Source organism: Bradyrhizobium canariense, assembly GCF_018130465.1.
GTDB classification, from domain to species: domain Bacteria; phylum Pseudomonadota; class Alphaproteobacteria; order Rhizobiales; family Xanthobacteraceae; genus Bradyrhizobium; species Bradyrhizobium canariense_C.
On the sequence record NZ_JAFCKJ010000006.1, the window covers coordinates 69,457 to 86,872 of the forward strand.

13 protein-coding genes are annotated in these 17,416 nt (G+C 64.6%); 7 read left to right on the forward strand and 6 right to left on the reverse strand.

The features are described from left to right. The first annotated feature begins 13 nt into the window (after positions 1-13). Positions 14-1,687: a DNA repair protein RecN gene (recN, locus tag JQ591_RS17815; protein WP_211397324.1), complete on the forward strand. Its 1,674-nt coding sequence runs from the start codon at positions 14-16 to the stop codon at positions 1,685-1,687. Positions 1,688-1,776: 89 nt separating this feature from the next. Here recN and JQ591_RS17820 read toward each other — a convergent pair whose 3' ends face one another. Then, a complete protein-coding gene (locus JQ591_RS17820) occupies positions 1,777-2,064 on the reverse strand; it encodes a GIY-YIG nuclease family protein (protein WP_211397559.1) in 288 nt (95 codons plus the stop codon). Between the two features lie 119 nt (positions 2,065-2,183). Here JQ591_RS17820 and ligA point away from each other — a divergent pair, with 119 nt between their 5' ends. Continuing rightward, positions 2,184-4,337, forward strand: coding sequence for an NAD-dependent DNA ligase LigA (ligA, locus tag JQ591_RS17825; RefSeq protein WP_211397325.1), 2,154 nt, complete (start codon positions 2,184-2,186; stop codon positions 4,335-4,337). A gap of 110 nt (positions 4,338-4,447) precedes the next feature. On the opposite strand, the gene JQ591_RS17830 is transcribed toward ligA, so the two are convergent. Next, positions 4,448-5,725 carry a multidrug effflux MFS transporter gene (locus JQ591_RS17830; RefSeq protein WP_211397326.1) on the reverse strand — a complete coding sequence of 426 codons (1,278 nt, stop codon included), beginning with the start codon at positions 5,723-5,725 and terminating at the stop codon, positions 4,448-4,450. A gap of 252 nt (positions 5,726-5,977) precedes the next feature. Next, positions 5,978-7,807 carry an aminopeptidase P family protein gene (locus JQ591_RS17835; RefSeq protein ID WP_211397327.1) on the reverse strand — a complete coding sequence of 610 codons (1,830 nt, stop codon included), beginning with the start codon at positions 7,805-7,807 and terminating at the stop codon, positions 5,978-5,980. Positions 7,808-7,995: 188 nt separating this feature from the next. On the opposite strand from JQ591_RS17835, the gene JQ591_RS17840 reads away from it, so the two are divergent. Then, positions 7,996-8,169, forward strand: a complete 174-nt coding sequence (locus tag JQ591_RS17840; RefSeq protein WP_211397328.1) for a hypothetical protein — start codon at positions 7,996-7,998, stop codon at positions 8,167-8,169. Between the two features lie 18 nt (positions 8,170-8,187). Here the strand turns inward: JQ591_RS17840 and JQ591_RS17845 are convergent, their stop codons facing one another. Then, entirely contained in the window at positions 8,188-9,075 is an 888-nt protein-coding gene (locus JQ591_RS17845) for a 50S ribosomal protein L11 methyltransferase (RefSeq protein ID WP_211397329.1), read from the reverse strand. 165 nt (positions 9,076-9,240) lie between these two features. Between JQ591_RS17845 and JQ591_RS17850 the strand changes: the two genes are divergently transcribed. Then, positions 9,241-9,396 carry a Flp family type IVb pilin gene (locus JQ591_RS17850; protein WP_433995208.1) on the forward strand — a complete coding sequence of 52 codons (156 nt, stop codon included), beginning with the start codon at positions 9,241-9,243 and terminating at the stop codon, positions 9,394-9,396. A gap of 295 nt (positions 9,397-9,691) precedes the next feature. Here the strand turns inward: JQ591_RS17850 and JQ591_RS17855 are convergent, their stop codons facing one another. Next, the gene (locus JQ591_RS17855) at positions 9,692-11,323 is read right to left on the reverse strand and encodes a phytoene desaturase family protein (RefSeq protein WP_433995207.1); all 1,632 of its coding nucleotides are present in this window, start codon (positions 11,321-11,323) and stop codon (positions 9,692-9,694) included. Between the two features lie 211 nt (positions 11,324-11,534). On the opposite strand from JQ591_RS17855, the gene JQ591_RS17860 reads away from it, so the two are divergent. Further along, on the forward strand, positions 11,535-13,814 hold the full coding sequence (locus JQ591_RS17860; RefSeq protein ID WP_211397332.1) for a spermidine synthase: 2,280 nt from the start codon (positions 11,535-11,537) through the stop codon (positions 13,812-13,814). Positions 13,815-13,822: 8 nt separating this feature from the next. Here the strand turns inward: JQ591_RS17860 and JQ591_RS17865 are convergent, their stop codons facing one another. Continuing rightward, positions 13,823-14,842, reverse strand: coding sequence for a glycerophosphodiester phosphodiesterase (locus JQ591_RS17865; protein ID WP_211397333.1), 1,020 nt, complete (start codon positions 14,840-14,842; stop codon positions 13,823-13,825). 161 nt (positions 14,843-15,003) lie between these two features. Between JQ591_RS17865 and JQ591_RS17870 the strand changes: the two genes are divergently transcribed. Beyond that, positions 15,004-15,963 (forward strand): acyl-CoA desaturase, encoded by a 960-nt coding sequence (locus JQ591_RS17870; RefSeq protein WP_349630386.1) that lies wholly within the window; start codon positions 15,004-15,006, stop codon positions 15,961-15,963. A gap of 46 nt (positions 15,964-16,009) precedes the next feature. Next, positions 16,010-17,392, forward strand: coding sequence for an MBOAT family O-acyltransferase (locus JQ591_RS17875; RefSeq protein WP_211397334.1), 1,383 nt, complete (start codon positions 16,010-16,012; stop codon positions 17,390-17,392). Positions 17,393-17,416 lie beyond the last annotated feature (24 nt).

Below are 17,416 nucleotides of genomic sequence, written 5' to 3' on the forward strand. Positions count from 1 at the left end.
GAAATAGAGTTCCATGCTGGCGCGTCTGTCGATCCGTGACATCGTCCTGATCGAACGGCTCGATATCGAATTCGCACCGGGCCTCGCGGTTTTGACCGGCGAGACCGGTGCGGGCAAATCCATCCTGCTCGATGCCTTTGCGTTGGCGCTCGGCGGCCGCGGCGACGCCGGCCTCGTGCGCCACGGCGCGGAGCAGGGGCAGGTCACTGCCGTGTTCGATATCCCCAAAAATCATCCCGCGGCGAAGATCCTCGCGGAGAACGGGCTGGAGGATACCGGCGAGATGATTCTCCGCCGGGTCCAGCTTGCCGACGGCCGCACCCGCGCCTTCATCAACGACCAGGCGATCAGCGTGCAGACGCTGAAGGCGGTCGGTGCTGCCCTGGTCGAGATCCACGGCCAGCACGACGAGCGCGCGCTGGTCGATGCCGCCACCCACCGCCGCCTGCTCGACGCCTTCGCCGGTCTCGAAAAGGACGTCTCGGCGGTCGAAGCGCTCTGGGACGCTCGCCGCACCGCCAACACCGCGCTGGACGAGCATCGCGTCGGCATGGAGCGCGCTGCGCGCGAAGCCGATTACCTCCGCCACGCCTCGGACGAATTGAAGCAGCTCGCGCCAAAGGATGGCGAGGAGACCTCGCTGGCATCCCGTCGGACCACTATGATGCAGGGCGAGAAGATCGCCTCCGACCTGCGCGAGGCGCAGGAGGTCGTCGGCGGTCACAATTCGCCGGTTGCGGCACTCGCGGCCGCCGTGCGCCGGCTGGAACGTCGCGGCGTCAACTCGCCGGCACTGGTCGAGCCCGCGGTGAAGGCGATCGACATCGCGATCAACGCGCTGGAGGAAGCCGACCAGCATCTCCAGGCGGCGCTTGCCGCGACCGATTTCGATCCTTTGGAGCTCGAACGCATCGAGGAACGCCTGTTCGCGTTGCGCGCCGCCTCGCGCAAATATTCGACGCCGGTGGACGGGCTCGCTGCGCTCGCCGCCAAATATGCCGCCGATGTCGTTCTGATCGATGCCGGCGCCTCACGGCTGAAGAAGCTGGAGCTGGCCGCGATCGAGGCCGATGCGCGCTATGCGGCGGCCGCCAAGAAGCTGTCGATGGCGCGGCAGAAATCGGCGGAGAAGCTCAACAAGGCCGTCAATGCCGAGCTCGCGCCGCTCAAGCTCGAACGCGCAAAGTTCATGACCCAGGTGGAGACCGACGAGGCCGCGCCGGGCCCGCAAGGTATCGATCGCGTCGAGTTCTGGGTGCAGACCAATCCGGGCACCAAGCCGGGTCCGCTGATGAAGGTCGCCTCCGGCGGCGAGCTGTCGCGCTTTTTGCTCGCGCTGAAGGTCGTGCTGTCCGACCGCGGCTCGGCGCCGACCCTGGTATTCGACGAGATCGACACCGGCGTCGGCGGCGCGGTCGCGGACGCCATCGGCGGGCGGCTGGCGCGGCTCGCCGGCAAGGTCCAGGTGATGGCCGTAACCCACGCCCCGCAGGTCGCCGCCCGTGCCGACCAGCATTTGCTGATCTCCAAGGACGCACTGGACAAGGGCAAGCGCGTCGCCACCCGCGTCAATGCGCTCGCCGCCGACCACCGCCGCGAGGAGATCGCGCGGATGCTCGCCGGCGCCGAGATCACGGCCGAGGCGAGGGCTGCCGCGGACCGGCTGCTCAAGGCGGCGACGGCTTAGGTTTGTCGTTCCGGGGCGATGCGAAGCATCGAACCCGGAACCTCGAGATTTGAGTTCGGCCTTGCGGACCGGCCCCCGGAATGACGGAGTTAATTGCAGATCGACTCGTAACGATCATCCCATTTCGGATTGTCTTTCTCGATCAGTTGAATCTTCCATGCGCGCTTCCACTTCTTCAGCTCTTTTTCGCGCATTATCGCCGAGACTGGGTCATCATAAGCCTTGAACCAAACCAGCCGCGTGATGTTGTATTTCGCCGTGAAGCCCGGAACGGCTTTGATTTGATGCTCATAGACGCGCCGTGTGAGGGCGTTGGTGACGCCCACATAGATTGCTCCGTCGCGCCGGCTTGCTAGGATATAGACGTAATACGCCATGACTCCCGAGCCTTTCTCAACTGTCATTCGGGAGTTCACGAAGAGTGAGCTGGAATCTCGAGGTTCCGGGTCTGGTCCTTCGGACCATCCCGGAACGACGAGACACAACCCTAAGTACAATGACAAGAGCAGTAAAATCCAAAGCAAAACCGCTTCGCGACGTCGCCGACCTCACCAAGGCGCAAGCCAAGGTCGAGCACATGCGGCTCGCGCTCGAGATCGAGGGGCACAACGAACGCTACTATCAGGATGACGCGCCCACCGTCACCGATGCCGAGTATGACGCGCTACGCCAGCGCTTCGACGCGATCGAGAAGCGCTTTCCGGAATTCGTCAGCACGGACTCGCCGTCGCAGAAAGTCGGTGCTGCACCGTCAGGCCGCTTCAAGAAGGTGCGGCATTCCGTTCCCATGCTGTCGCTCGACAACGCCTTTGCGGAAGAGGATCTGCGCGATTTCGTCGGCCGCATCGTGCGCTTCCTGAAGCTCGACGACGACAAGATCGATTTCTCCGCCGAGCCGAAGATCGACGGCCTCTCGATGTCGCTGCGCTATGAGGGCGGCGAACTCGTCACTGCGGCGACTCGCGGCGACGGCGCGGAAGGCGAGGACGTCACCGCCAACATCCGCACGCTCGAAGACGTGCCCGAGAGGCTGAAGGGCCGCAACGTCCCCGAAATCTGCGAGGTCCGCGGCGAGGTCTACATGACCAAGAAGGCCTTCCTTGCGCTCAACGAGCGGCAGAAGGCGGAAGGCAACACCATCTTCGCCAATCCGCGCAACTCGGCCGCGGGCTCGCTCCGGCAGAAGGATCCGACCATCACCGCCTCGCGCCCCCTCGGCTTCTTCGCCTATGCCTGGGGCGAGATGAGCGCGATGCCGGAGAGCACGCAGAGCGGCATGATCGGTTGGTTCGAGCGCTGCGGCTTCAAGACGAACCCGCTGACCAGGCTCTGTCACTCCGTCGAGGAGCTGCTCGCCTTCCATCAATCGATCGAGGAGCAGCGCGCAAGACTCGACTACGACATCGACGGCGTCGTCTACAAGGTCGACCGCATCGACTGGCAGGAACGGCTCGGCTTCGTCTCGCGCACGCCGCGCTGGGGCATCGCGCACAAATTCCCGGCCGAGCGTGCCATGACGGTGTTGCGCGATATCGAGATCCAGGTCGGCCGCACCGGCTCGTTCACGCCGGTCGGCAAGCTCGAACCGGTCAGCGTCGGCGGCGTGATTGTGCAGAACGTCACGCTGCACAACGAGGACTACATCAAGGGCATCGGCAACAAGGGCGAGGTGCTGCGCGAGGGCCGCGACATCAGGATCGGCGACACCGTCGTGATCCAGCGCGCCGGCGACGTCATCCCGCAGGTGGTCGACGTCGTCCTCGACAAGCGGCCGAAGGCTGCCAAGGAATTCGAGTTCCCGAAGAAGTGCCCGTGCCCGCTGCACACCGATGTGGTGCGCGGGGAGACCGCGGCAGGCGAGGAGGCTTCGCGCGCCCGCTGCACCGGCGAGTTCGCGTGTCCCTATCAGAAGATCGAGCATTTGAAACTGTTCGTGTCGCGGCGTGCCTTCGACATCGACGGTCTTGGTGAGAAGCAGCTCCAGTATTTCTTCGACGAGGGTTTTGTGAAGGAGCCAGCTGACATCTTCACGCTGGAAAAGCGCAACGCAAAACTCAAGCTGGAGGACATCGAGGGTTACGGCGAAACCTCGGTGCGCAATCTGTTTAGCGCCATCGAGAGCCGTCGGAAGATTGCACTGGAGCGCTTTATCTACGCGCTCGGCATGCGCCATGTCGGCGAGACCACGGGGCTGGCGCTGGCACGCGGCTACGGTTCATGGGACGCCTTCCACGACGCCAGCCTCAAGGTCGCCAAGGGCGACGAGGAGGCGATGGCCGAGATGGATGCGCTCGACCAGATCGGCGAGACCGTGATCAAGAGCATCGCCGATTATTTCGGCGAGAGCCACAATCGCGGCATCGTCGAGCGGCTGACCAAGGAGGTCGAGATCATCGACGCCGAGAAGCCGAAGAGCAACTCCGCCGTCGCCGGCAAGACCGTGGTGTTCACGGGCTCGCTGGAGAAGATGACGCGCGACGAGGCCAAGGCCACCGCTGAGCGGTTAGGTGCAAAGGTGTCCGGATCGGTATCCAAGAAAACCGATCTCGTCGTCGCCGGCCCCGGCGCGGGTTCGAAGCTCGCGGAAGCCAACAAGCATGGCGTCAAGGTGCTGACCGAGGACGAGTGGCTGCAGCTGATCGGGGAGTGAGGTTCTCTTTCGTCATTGCGAGCGCAGCGAAGCAATCCAGAATCTTTCCGCGGTGACAGTCTGGATTGCTTCGCTACGCTCGCAATGACGGGGAGGGCGCCTACCGCTCCTCACATCATCCCGTTCTCTTCCTCTTCCGCCTGCTCGATCAGCGTCTCGCTCACCATCAATTCGCGGCGGGGCACGACGAAGATCATCGTGCAGGCGCAGAGCAGGGAGATCGCCAGCACCGCGGCGGTAAGCGGCAGCGTGGTCGCGGAATGGCCGCCGAGATAGGCGCCGAATTGCGACATCAGCGCGCCGATGCCCTGCTGGAGGAAGCCCATCGCGCCTGACGCGGTGCCGGCAGCCTCGGGACGGATGCTGATGGCGCCGGCGGCCGAGTTCGCCATCACGAAGGCATTGCCGACCATCACGATCATCTGCGTGCCGAACAGCCAGGCGGGCGCCTCGTTCCAGCCGGTGAAACTCCACAGCAGGTTCAGCAGGCTGCCGCAGAGTTGCAGGCCGAGCCCGAACCAGATCAGTTTCTCCAGCGAGTGCCGCGGCGCAAAGCGCACGCAGAGCAGATTGCCGACGAGATACGCAAAACCCGTCGTCGCGAACCACGCGCCGTACTCGGCGCTGGTCCGGCCCATCTGCGTCACGACGATGTAGGGGCCACCGCCGGCGAAGGTGAAGATGATCTGGGACGCCAGCACCTGGCACATCACATAGCCGATGAAGGCGCGGCTCTTGATCAGGGTGCCGACGTCGCCGCGAAAGCCGCCGCCAGCGGCACGGCTGCGGCGGGTTTCCGGCAACGCGATCGCGATGCCGATTGCGACCGCGATCGCGGCGATGGTGACCGCGTAGAAAATGGCCCGCCAGCCGAACGCGGTCTCGATCAGACCGCCGGTGAGCGGCGAGACCATCTGGCCGATCATCAGGGCCGCGACCACGAGGCTGATCATGGAGGCGACGCGGTCGCGCGCGTAGATGTCACGGATGATGGCGCGGCTCACCACCATGCCTGAGGCGCCGCCGAGCGCCTGGAAGAAGCGCGCTGCGATCAGTTGCGGCAGGGTTTCGGCGAAGATGCAGGCCGCGCTGGCGACCACCATCAGCGCCAGGCCTCCGAGCAGCACCGGGCGGCGGCCGAACTTGTCCGACAGCGGTCCCATGATGAGCTGCGACAGCGCGATGCCGACCATGTAGAGCGACACCGTCATCTGCGCGATCGAGATGTCGCGCCCAAACGTCGTCGCCAGCACGGGCAGCGCCGGAACCAGGATGTAGAGCGAGATCGGCGCGATCCCGGTCATGACGACGAGCAGCAGCAGCACCAAGCGCGAGGTCGCGAGGTTTGTCGTCGCCGTTCCCGGCGGCTTGCTGATCATGCCGTGCATGCGTGTCCGTCTTTCGAATTCGAATCGGACTGTAGCGTGCTCGCGCAAGACGGATATCGGCGTTTCGGAATGCGGCTATACGGATTCCGGGACGGTTATAATGGCGGCGCGATGATGATGAATTGGGCGGGTTGTTCGCACCACAAATTCGGTGTCATTCCCCGCCTTCGCGGGGAATGACAGCAGCGGTGTGGTGGAGAAGAGCAGCCTTGCGCAAACCGCGTAGTGCCATGCGGCTCTGGAACGAGGAGCTTACGCCTTCAGCTCTGCCGTGGCCTGGTCCAGCCAAGCCTTCGTCGTCTCGTCCAGCGCCGGCCGCACCTCGGCCCTGACGCGGGCATGGTAGGCATTGAGCCAGCCGAGCTCGTCCTTGCCCAGCATGCCGACATCGATCAGTCGGCGGTCGATCGGCGCCAGGGTCAGCGTCTCGAACGCGTTCATCGATTTCTCCGCGCCCTTGATATTGGCTTCGACCACCAGTTCGAGGTTCTCGATGCGGATGCCGAAACCGTCGGTCTTGTAGTAGCCGGGCTCGTTGGACAGGATCATGCCGCGCTTCAGCGGCGTGGTGCCGAGCTTCGAGATCCGCGCCGGTCCTTCGTGCACCGAGAGATAGCTGCCGACGCCGTGGCCGGTGCCATGCTCGAAATCGACGCCGGCCGCCCAGAGATATTGCCGTGCGAGCGTGTCGAGCTGCGCGCCGGTGGCGCCGTCGGGAAAGATCGCGCGGGCGATCGCGATGTGGCCGCGCAGCACGCGCGTGAAGCGGTCGCGCATCTCGTCGGTCGGCTCGCCCACGGCCATGGTGCGGGTGACGTCGGTGGTTCCGTCTTCATATTGTGCACCTGAATCGATCAGCAGCAGATCGCCCGGCGCGATCCGCCGGTTGCTCCTGCGGGTGACGCGGTAGTGCACGATGGCGCCATTCGGGCCCGTGCCCGATATGGTCGGGAACGACACGTCCTTCAGCGCGCCGGTGTCGCGGCGGAACGTCTCCAGCGCCTCGACCGCGTCGATCTCGGTGAGCTTGCCGCTTGCCGCCTCGCGGTCGATGAAGGCGAGGAAGCGCGCCAGCGCCACGGCGTCGCGCCGGTGCGCCGTTTGCGTGCCCTTGATCTCGGTCGCGTTCTTGACCGCCTTGAGCAGCGCAATCGGATCGCTGCCACGCACCGGCTTGCCACCGGCGCCCGTGATCAGCCGGCTGAGGGCGTCGGCCGCGGTCGCGTTGTCGAGCGCGATCGATCCACCGCTCTTGGCGAGCGCCATCAGCGTCGGCGCCATCGCATCGGGCTCGCGCACGTCGGCGGACTGCTCGAGATGGTCGCGGGTCAGATTGGAGAGCTTGCGGTGATCGATGAAGATGGTGGGACGGCCGTCCTTCGGCACCAGCGCATAGGACAGCGGCAGCGGCGTATGCGCGACGTCGGCGCCGCGGATGTTGAAGGTCCAGGCCACGGCATGGCTGTCGGACAGCACCAACGCATCGACGCCGAGCTTGCCGATCTCGCTCCTGATCTGCGTCAGCTTCTCGGCTTCAGTAACGCCGGCATGTTGCATCCCGTGCACCGCGACCGGCGCAATCGGCGGCTGTGGCCGGTCCTGCCAGATCGCATCGACCGGATTGCTGTCGACGGCGACCAGCTCGGCACCGGCCTTGGTGCAGGCGGCGGACAAACGATCGGCTGCCGCAAAAGTGTGCAGCCACGGATCAAATCCGAGGCGGTCGCCGGCCTTCAGGTGTGCCGACACCCAGCTTTCCGGCGGCGGATCGATCAGAGACTCCACTGCCCAGGCCTTTGCGTCGACCTGCTTGGCCGCCTGGATCGTGTAGCGGCCATCGACGAACAATGCTGCCTCATGCGTCAGCACCACCGCCAATCCCGCCGAGCCCGTAAAACCGGTCAGCCAGGCCAGACGCTCCTCCGACGGCGGCACATACTCATTCTGCTGCTGATCGGCGCGTGGAATCACGAAGCCGGTCAGCTTGCGGCGGGCGAGTTCTTCACGGAGCGCCGCCAGCCGGGCCGTCAATGCGACGCCGGCCTCGGGCTCCTCGAATGTCTGGAAGTGCGCTTCGAACATGGTGGATCACTTTAGGATCATGCGGATCAGTCCGCAATGTAGACGCATTTGAGGTCTCATCTGGCATGGACTGTGCTTGAACAAGTTCCATTCGAATTGAGTGGAGTACAGGATGCGGCAGTTGCGCTTCGTCCGGATAACAGGAAAATTCGAGCAAGTGGTTCATCTCAACGGCGAGGGGACACACGATGCCAGCGTTCACGTTTGAGAAGATTCCGCCGCCGGTGCGCCGCGCCCCGACTGCGGCGACACCGAAGAAACCGCGCGGCCTCATCAGCCAGATGATCGACCGTTTCGCCGAGCGGCGGGCGAGGCGCGCCTCACGTATCTCGGCGCGCAGTGACGAGAAGCCAGCGAAGTAGCGTCGAACGCTAATCAGCCTACGCAAGCTTCCGCAGCAACAGGCTGCTCCACCCCTCGATCCGCACGTGCTTCAGAGGCACGAGGCCGCGCGCGCGGTAGGCGGCGATCACGGCGGGGGTCTGGTGCGTCAACAGGCCGGAGAGGATGACGCGCCCGCCGGGCGCGAGGTGCCGCGTCATCGGGCCCGCTAATTGCCGTAACGGATTGGCAAGGATGTTGGCCAGCACCAGGTCGAACGGGCCGCGTCTGCCAAAATCAGCCGCAGCGAAGCCGGTGGCGCGGATCACCCGCACATGGTGACCAACCTCGTTCAACAAGGCGTTCTCGGCTGCTACCTTGACCGAGGCCGGGTCGATATCGGAGGCCAGCACCGCGCGATGCAGCGCCTTCACCGCCGCTATCCCCAGCACGCCGGTCCCGGTGCCGAGGTCGAGCACGCGGCCGGGCCGGGTGCGTTTCAGGACATGGTCAAGCAGGAGTAAACAGCCGCGTGTGGTGCCGTGATGGCCGGTGCCGAAGGCGAGAGCCGCCTCGATCTCGATGGCGAGCTTGTTTGGCGCCACGCGGTCGCGGTCATGGCTGCCGTGGACGACGAAGCGCCCTGCTGGCACCGGGACGAGATCTTCCAGGCTCGCCTTGACCCAGTCCCTGGCTTCGACGGTGTCAAAGGCGAGCGTGTCCGCGATCTCATTTCCTGCTGAGGTTGCAACGAGTTCGCGCAGCCACGCCTGGTCCGGCGCGTCCGCGAAATGCAGCGCGACGTCCCATTGTCCGTTGGGCTGCTCGAAGGCGGCAACCGCCGCATCGCCCTCGAAAAACACCTCGGTGAGGACGTCGACGATGCGCTTCGCAGCGATCTCGCTGCCGATCGAAAAACTGGCGCGATGGGTGGGAGAAGGCTGCATCCTCAGGGTTCCGTCCGGTTCAATTTTTGGAACTTTTGTTCCCGATTTTTCCAATAACTTGCATGTACGGAGTTAACCCGACCGCAGGTTGTGTCCCGTAGATTTGCGGGTGTTGGCGCCAACCAACACAGCTTGAAATGGAAAAGGAGGCGAGACTTGAAGCGCATGATTTTGAAGTTCTGGACCGACGATTCAGGTGCAACCGCAATCGAGTACGGCCTGATCGCGGCCGGTATCGCGCTGGCGATCATCACCGTGGTGAACGGCCTGGGCAGCACGATGAACGAAAAGTTCACTTCGATTAGCACCTCCTTGAAGTAATTTCCGCCTCCCATTTCCCGGCGGGGCCATTTTCTCCATACGACTGCTTTCGACCAGCGCCCGTCGGGGAATTGCCCCTGGCGGGCGAAGTCGTTGTTGGGGACTGGTTTTCGGTTTTCACAGGATGCCCACAGGTCATCCGCTCGTTTTCCGGACATTGTCCACGGACTTATCCCTTCGTTCATCCCCAGATTTTCCACCGACTTGTACCCGGCTTGGCCGGGCGGGCCGCGACCGGCAACCAACCGCCCTTCCACAGCTCTGCCAACAGCCTGTCCACAGCCCATCCACAGACCTATCCACGGCTTCCGAACAGGCTGCGGTGATCCCTCAGGATCGCCTGCGCGGCGTTGTGGCCGGGGGCGCCGGTGACGCCGCCGCCCGGGTGGGCGCCGGAGCCGCAGTGATAGAGGCCCTTCAGGGGCCCGCGATAATCTGCGTGGCCCAGCATCGGCCGCGCCGAGAACAGCTGGTTGAGCGTCAGCGCGCCGTGGAAGATGTCACCCCCCAATAGGCCGAACTGCCGTTCAAGGTCGAGCGGTGACAGGATCTGGCGGCCGAGCACGCTTGTCGCAAAACCCGGCGCGTATTTGTCCACCGTCGCGATCATGAGGTCGGCAACCTCTTCGCGATGGTCGTCCCACGACTTTCCATCGGGAAGCTCCGGCGCGACATGCTGGCAGAACAGGCTCGCGACGTGTTGTCCTGCGGGCGCGAGCGTATCGTCGAGCGTCGATGGAATCAGCATTTCCACGACGGGTTCTCGGCTCCAGCCGTGCGCGCGGGCATCGAGGAAGGCGCGGTCCATGTAGCCGAGACTGGGGGCCAGGATGATGCCGGAGGTGAGATGATCGCCGTCGCCAGGCAGCGCCGTGAAGGAGGGCAGGCGGTCCAGCGCCACGTTCATGCGGAAGGTGCCGGAGCCGTTCTTCCAGTGCCGGATGCGGTCGAGGAAGTTTTGGGGAAGGGCATCGGCGGCGACCAGCCGCGTATAGAGCAGTTTTGGATTGACGTTGGCCGCGACATATTTCGCGCGGATCGTCTCGCCGTTCTCCAGCACGACGCCGACGGCGCGATCGCGCTCGACGATGACCTCGCGCACGCCCGCATCGGTGTCGATCACGACGCCGCGGCCCTGTGCGGCGCGCGCCATGGCTTGCGTGATCGCGCCCATGCCGCCGATGGCGTGACCCCAGACGCCTTTCTTGCCGTTCACCTCGCCGAAGGCGTGATGCAGCATCACATAGGCCGAGCCCGCGGCGTAAGGGCTGGCATAATTGCCGACGATGGCATCGAAGCCGAACAGCGCCTTGACCAGATCGTGCTCGAAACGTTCGTCCAGCATCTCGCCGGCCGAGCGGGTGAAGAGATCGAGCAGGCTGCGGCTCTGCTCCAGCGACAGCCCACGCAGGATGTTGGCGCTCTGGAATGCGTTCACGGCCTCGCGGATCGAGGCCGTGCCGAAACCATCGAGCAGGTTCGGCGGCGCGCGCAGCACGAATTGCCTGAGCACGTCGGCGATATCTTCCAGCTCGCGCGAAAACCCGTCGAGCGCGTTTGCGTCATGCGCGCTCAGCCGTGCGACGGACGCCTGCGTCCGCCCCTCACCGGTGAGGAGATAGCTGTCGTCCGCCGCGGGCAGAAAATTCTGCGCGCGCCGTTCGACGATCCGCAGGCCGTGCTCGGCCAGCTTGAGGTCGCGGATCACCTGCGGATTGAGCAGGCTCACGGTGTAGGCCGCGACCGAATTGCGGAAGCCCGGATGAAACTCCTCCGTGACCGCGGCCCCACCGACCACCTTGCGGCGCTCGACCACGTGCACGCGCAAGCCGGCCATCGCGAGATAGGCCGCGCAGGTGAGGCCGTTATGGCCAGCGCCGATGATGATGACGTCGGTTTCGATCATGAAGCGGTCAAGCTGTTCCACAGTCATTCCGGGACGGTCTGAACGACCAGGCTCGGAATGACATCTGTATATCAAGCATTCCCCGCTGCAACATCACGAGACCCTTTATTGCCCGTTCAGGCGCCTTGTGCTCCATTGCGCGCGCCCGGCGCCCGCCGGAGGAGTTATCCGACGCGTTTTCTCGCGCGAACCGGTGCCCATTTCGCTGGAAAACGCTTTTGCTGGAGCTTCCATGGATTCGATCGTGCAACCCGCCGCCACGGAGCAGCCGTCCTCGTCACGCAACCGGCTGCTGCTGACGGTCTACACCGCCGCGATCTTCGTCAGCGCGCTGTTGCTGTTCTCGGTGCAGCCACTGTTCACGAAGATGGTCTTGCCGCGGCTCGGCGGCTCGCCGGCGGTGTGGTCGGTGGCGATGGTGTTCTTCCAGTCGCTGCTGCTGGCGGGCTACGCCTATGCGCATTTGTTGATGCAGGTGAGGAACCGCATCGTTCCGGTGGTGGTGCACCTCCTTCTGCTGATCGCGGCCTTCGCCACGCTGCCGCTCGGCATCGCCTCCGCCTATGGCGATCCGCCCGCCTCGGGCTACGCGATCTGGCTGCTCGGCCTGTTCGTGATCTCGATCGGCCTGCCGTTCTTCGCGCTCGCCGCCAACAATCCGTTGCTGCAGGCCTGGTTCGTCCGCACCGGGCATCCTGCCGGACATGATCCGTATTTCCTCTATGCGTCCTCCAACATCGGCAGCTTCCTCGCCCTGCTGTCCTATCCGTTCCTGCTGGAGCCGATGTTCACGCTGCACACGCAGAACCGGCTCTGGACCGGCGGCTACGGCATTCTGATTCTCCTGATCGCCGCATGCGGCGTGCTGCTGTTGCGCTCGCCGAAGCTGGCGATCGTCGATGCTCGAACCGAGGATATGAATGCGCCGGCGCCCGGTTTCATGATGCGGCTGCGCTGGATCTTCCTCGCCGGAGTGCCGTCCGGCCTGCTCATCGCCGTCACCGCGCACATCTCGACCGACGTTGCGGCGGCGCCGCTGCTGTGGGTGCTGCCGCTGTCGCTGTACCTCTTGACCTGGGTGGTGGTGTTCCAGTCGCGGCCGCTGCTGCCGCACAAATGGATGCTGATGCTCCAGCCGGTCGCGATCGCGGGCGTCGTCTTCCTGCTGGCCTTCGGCGGCGAACAGAACCTGCTGCTGACGCTCGGCGGCCATCAATGGTGCTTCTTCGTCATCGCCATGGCCTGCCACGGCGAACTGGCGCGGACCCGGCCAGCCGCCAAATATCTCACCGGATTCTATGTCGCACTGTCATTCGGCGGCATGGTCGGCGGCCTGTTCGCAGGGCTCGTTGCGCCGTTCACATTCTCCTGGATCGCAGAATATCCGATTCTGGTTGCGCTTGCCGCGCTGTGCCGGCCGCCCGCGAACGAGCGGCTGGCGGGCATCGTCAAATGGTACTGGCTGGCGCTTGCCGCGCTCGCGGTCGTGCTCGTTGCGCCGTCCGTCACGACGGGCGGGCTGTCGACCTGGTTCGAGGATCACCGCGTCTGGGCGGCCGGCGGCGTCGGCGTGCTCGCCGCGCTGCTGGCGCTGGCGGTCAACGCCGGCCGCTGGAAGATCTTCGCCACCGTCGCGCTCGCGCTGGCGTTGATCCGCATTTATCCGGCGGACGAAGGCCGCGTCACGACGGTGCGCAGCTTCTTCGGCGTGCACAAGATCGTGGTGACGCCCGGCGGCTACTTCCATGTGCTGATGCACGGCACCACGATCCACGGCGCCGAGCGCTTCCTCAACAATGACGGCACGCCGGTCACCGGCCGGCCCGAGCCGATCACCTACTATCACAAGGACGGCGGCATCGGTCAGGCGGTCAGCGCGATCCGGGAACGCAATGGCGCGCCGCTGAAGGTCGCGGCTATCGGCGTCGGATCGGGTACGCTCGCCTGCGCCGCCGAGCCCGGCGAGAGCTGGAAATTCTTTGAGATCGACCAGTCCATGGTCGACGCCGCGCGTGATCCGAAGAATTTCCGCTACATCTCGAGCTGCCTGCCGGATTTGAAGCCGGTGATCGGCGATGCCCGTCTCACCTTCGCGAAGGAGCCGGACGGCGCCTATGATCTCATCATCGTCGACGCCTATTCGTCGGATGCGATCCCGATCCATCTTGCGACCGAAGAGGCGATGAAGATCTACAAGGACAAGCTCGCCCCGCACGGCGCCGTGGTGATGCACGTCTCCAACCGCCACCTCGATCTCGAGACCGTCGTGGTCGGCATCGCCGATGCCAACGATCTCAAGAGCTGGGTCTACAACGAGGATTCCGGGCGCGATGGTGACTACATCTTCTCGACCGACGTCGTCATCTCCGCCCGCGAGGATGCCGACGTCGGCAGGCTCGCATCGTCGAAAGCATGGGAGCAGACCGAAGCCGACGACAGGGTGCGGGTCTGGACCGACGATTACTCCAATATTTTGGGCGCGCTGTACCGGCGTTTGAGGGACGGGGAGTAGGGCCGCTTCTACGGCTCTACCGGTGTCCCCGCCGGCAACGCAATTCCCTTCTCGCCGGCAATCTGGCGCAACAGGTCGGGCCTGTCGGAGATGATGCCGTCGACGCCGATCTCGATCATGCGCGCCATGTCTTCGGGCTTGTTGACCGTCCAGACCACGATGCGCAGCCCGAGCGCGTGCGCCTCCGAGACGAGCGCCGCGGTCACATCGCCGAAATAGGGCGACCAGATCGCGCCGCCCGCAGCCTTGATGGTTCGCGGCAGTGAGCCGCCGTGATCGGCCGGGCTGAACCCCGCCGTCCAGTTGGTCGCCTTGTCCAGTGCCACCGTCTGGCCCGAGCCGCGCTGGAGCGTCAGGTACACCGTCGGCATCGTCGGTGACCGTTGCTGGACGAGCAGCAGGGTCCGCCAGTCGAACGATTGGATCATGACGCGGTCGGAGAATTTTTCGGCTTCGATCAGCCCGAGCAGCCTTGTGACGAAGGATTGCGGATCAAGCGTCTCGTCCGGATGGTTCGGATCGATCTTGGTCTCGATATTGAAGCGCACGCGCGTGTTGCCGGATTTGCGCACCAGCGCGAACAGCTCGGTCAAGGTCGGAATGCGGGTCCCGGGCAGGGCGCGCTGATCGGGGAATTGCTTCGCGTAAGGGCTGTCTGGCCGGATCTGGCCAACGTCGTAGCTCTTGACCTCGGCGAGCGGCAATCTTGCGAAAGGCGTGCCCGGCGGGGCGATATAGGCTCCATTCGCATCCCGCGCGAGATCAGGATTGAGCCCGCGCTCATGCGAGACGACGACCTCGCCGTCGGCGGTGATGCCGACGTCGAGCTCCAGCGTGTCCACGCCCATGGACAGCGCATTGGCGAAGGCCGGAAGGGTGTTTTCCGGCAGCAGTGCTCGCCCGCCGCGATGGGCCTCGAGGTCGAAAGCCAAAGCGAATCCCGAATTAAATCCCGAATTGAATCCCATGGCCTCTCCCGTAATGAGAAGTGACAGCACGGTCAGGATTGTCGCGGCACGTGATGTCATGGTGGCTCGCAGGGCAAGTGAAAAAGGGCCGAATCTGAGCGCATTTTGGCGTGGTGGGCCTATTCTATAGGCTTTCGCGCCTGTTGAAACCTTGGGCGGTGGCTTGGGTTGCGCCCGACGTGCGGGTATGTACTCATAGTCGCCGCCCTGGAATCCCGCCCGTGCAGCAGAAACGCGATCACCGAATTATCCGCAGCCGGCATTTTCATCGGATGCAGCGGCGGCATTTCATCATCTTCGACGTTTTGCCCTTCGTCGGCACGCTGCTGGCACTGGTCCTTCTGTTCTACCGCCCGATCGGCGCGATGGAGCTGGGCCTGTTCTTCGGCTTCTGGCTGGTCACCGGCCTCGGTCTCACCGTCGGCTATCACCGCCTCTTCACCCACCGCGCCTTCGCGACCTCCACAGCGATGAGTGCGATCCTGGTCGTGATGGGATCGATGGCCGGGCGCGGTCCCATGCTGTCCTGGGCGGCAATGCACCGCCGGCACCACGAATTGTCCGATCACGATGGCGATCTGCACTCGCCGCGGCTGCACGGCGACGGCCCGTTCGGTCGCCTGCGCGGCTTCCTGCACGCGCACCTGACCTGGATGATCGCGCACGATTATCCCAACGTCGCGCACTATGTACCGGATCTCATGGCGGATCGCAGGCTGGTTGCCGTCAACAGCTACTATTACATTTGGGTCGGTCTCGGTCTGGTGCTGCCGGCCGTGATCGGCGGCCTTGTCACCATGAGCCCGTGGGGCGCGCTGACCGGCTTGCTCTGGGGCGGCGTGGTGCGCATGTTCGTGGTCGAGCAGACCATGTCGGCCATTAACTCCGTCATGCACAGCTTTGGCGCGCAGCCCTTCGTCACCCGTGACGACAACAGCCGGAATCTCGGCGTGATGGCCTGGCTCGCCTGGGGCGAGGGCTGGCACAACAACCACCATGCCTTTCCGTATTCCGCGGCCTTCGGCCTGCGCTGGTTCGAGTTCGATCCCGGCTTTGTCTTCATCCGTGCTCTGGAAGCGCTCGGACTCGCTTGGGACGTCAAGGTGCCGAGCGAGGAGAAGATCGCCCGGCGCATGTCGCGCCAGCCGGGCGACGTGACGCCCGACCTGGAAACGGGCTGAGCATCATCGGCCGGCGCAACGCCGGCGATGGCGCAGCCTTGAACCGATGCTGTTCAACGACTATCCCTTTCTCCTGGTCTTCCTGCCGGCGGCGCTGCTGATCTACCGCTTGGCCGATCCCTATCCGCAGTTGCGCATCGGCACGCAGGTGGCGCTGTCGCTCGCCTTCTACGCCTGGGGCAGCCCGTCCTTCATCCTGCTCCTGGTCGGCTCGATCGCAATCAACTGGCTTGCTTCGGTCGCCTATGGGCGCGTGAAGTGGCCGACGCTGCTGACGCTGGTGATCGTGTTCGATCTCGCGGTGCTGGCGCTGTTCAAATACGCCAACTTCCTTCTCGCCAATCTCGGCCTCGTGCTCGGTACGACGCTTCCGGCGCTCGACATCGGACTGCCTCTCGGCATCTCCTTCTTCACCTTCCACCACATCATGTACCTGGTCGACCTGAAGCGCGGCAGGGCGCCGCTCTATGCGTTCGACCGCTACGCGCTGTACATCGCCTTCTTCCCGCAGGCGATCGCCGGCCCTCTGGCGCGCTGGTCGGAGGTGATGCATCAGTTCGGCCGTCAGGTCTACGTTCCGGGCTGGCAGCGCCAGTTCTGCGTCGCGACCTGCTTCATCGCGATCGGTCTGTTCGAGAAGATCGTGATTGCCGACGGCATCGCGCATCTGCTCGATCCAATCTACACCCAGGCAGCGAACGGGCCGCTCCCGAGCGGCGATGCCTGGCTCGCCTTCTGCTTCTCCTTCCAGATCCTGTTCGATTTCTCCGGCTATTCCGACATTGCGATCGGCCTCGGCCTGTTGTTCGGCGTGCGGCTCCCGTACAATTTCGATGCGCCATTGCGATCGACCAACATCCAGGATTTCTGGCAGCGCTGGCACATCACCCTGATGTTGTTCCTGCGCGACTACGTGTTTTATCCGCTGGTCAATCTGCGCCTGCTGCCGCGGCGCCGGCTGCCGGTCCAGTTCTTCGGCGCGATGATGATCACGATGGCGTTGTGCGGCCTCTGGCACGGAGCGAGCTGGACCTTCGTGCTGTGGGGTGTGCTGCACGGGCTTGCACTGGTCGCCTGCACGCTGTGGCGCCGCTATGGCCCGGATTTCCCGTCATGGCTCGGCTGGGCGCTCACCGTTCTGTTCGTGCTCGCGACCGGCGTGATCTTCCGCGCCGGATCGGTGGAGGCGGCCTGGCATGTCTTCACCGGACTGGTTTCGCCGTTGCCGCTCGAGCGCGGAAAGCATTTGTGGCCGCTGGTCGCAGCGCCGCTCTTCGCCTTCCTGCTGCCGGCGAGCCAGGACATCGTGGCGGTGCTCACGCGCCGTCCCAATCCGTGGCTCGCGGGTCTGCTCGGTCTTGGGCTGTTCGCATTGCTGCTTCACATGGGTGGTCGGGATCTCCATGAGTTCGTCTACTTCAAGTTCTGAGACCGACCCCGGGTGGGGCCGGAG

What these genes read in the sequence shown, in the direction of transcription:
- recN (WP_211397324.1), top strand. Translation starts at nt 14, where the DNA reads ATGCTGGCGCGTCTGTCGATCCGTGACATCGTCCTGATCGAACGGCTC.
- JQ591_RS17820 (WP_211397559.1), bottom strand. Translation starts at nt 2,064, where the DNA reads ATGGCGTATTACGTCTATATCCTAGCAAGCCGGCGCGACGGAGCAATC.
- ligA (WP_211397325.1), top strand. Translation starts at nt 2,184, where the DNA reads ATGACAAGAGCAGTAAAATCCAAAGCAAAACCGCTTCGCGACGTCGCC.
- JQ591_RS17830 (WP_211397326.1), bottom strand. Translation starts at nt 5,725, where the DNA reads ATGCACGGCATGATCAGCAAGCCGCCGGGAACGGCGACGACAAACCTC.
- JQ591_RS17835 (WP_211397327.1), bottom strand. Translation starts at nt 7,807, where the DNA reads ATGTTCGAAGCGCACTTCCAGACATTCGAGGAGCCCGAGGCCGGCGTC.
- JQ591_RS17840 (WP_211397328.1), top strand. Translation starts at nt 7,996, where the DNA reads ATGCCAGCGTTCACGTTTGAGAAGATTCCGCCGCCGGTGCGCCGCGCC.
- JQ591_RS17845 (WP_211397329.1), bottom strand. Translation starts at nt 9,075, where the DNA reads ATGCAGCCTTCTCCCACCCATCGCGCCAGTTTTTCGATCGGCAGCGAG.
- JQ591_RS17850 (WP_433995208.1), top strand. Translation starts at nt 9,241, where the DNA reads ATGATTTTGAAGTTCTGGACCGACGATTCAGGTGCAACCGCAATCGAG.
- JQ591_RS17860 (WP_211397332.1), top strand. Translation starts at nt 11,535, where the DNA reads ATGGATTCGATCGTGCAACCCGCCGCCACGGAGCAGCCGTCCTCGTCA.
- JQ591_RS17865 (WP_211397333.1), bottom strand. Translation starts at nt 14,842, where the DNA reads ATGACATCACGTGCCGCGACAATCCTGACCGTGCTGTCACTTCTCATT.
- JQ591_RS17875 (WP_211397334.1), top strand. Translation starts at nt 16,010, where the DNA reads ATGCTGTTCAACGACTATCCCTTTCTCCTGGTCTTCCTGCCGGCGGCG.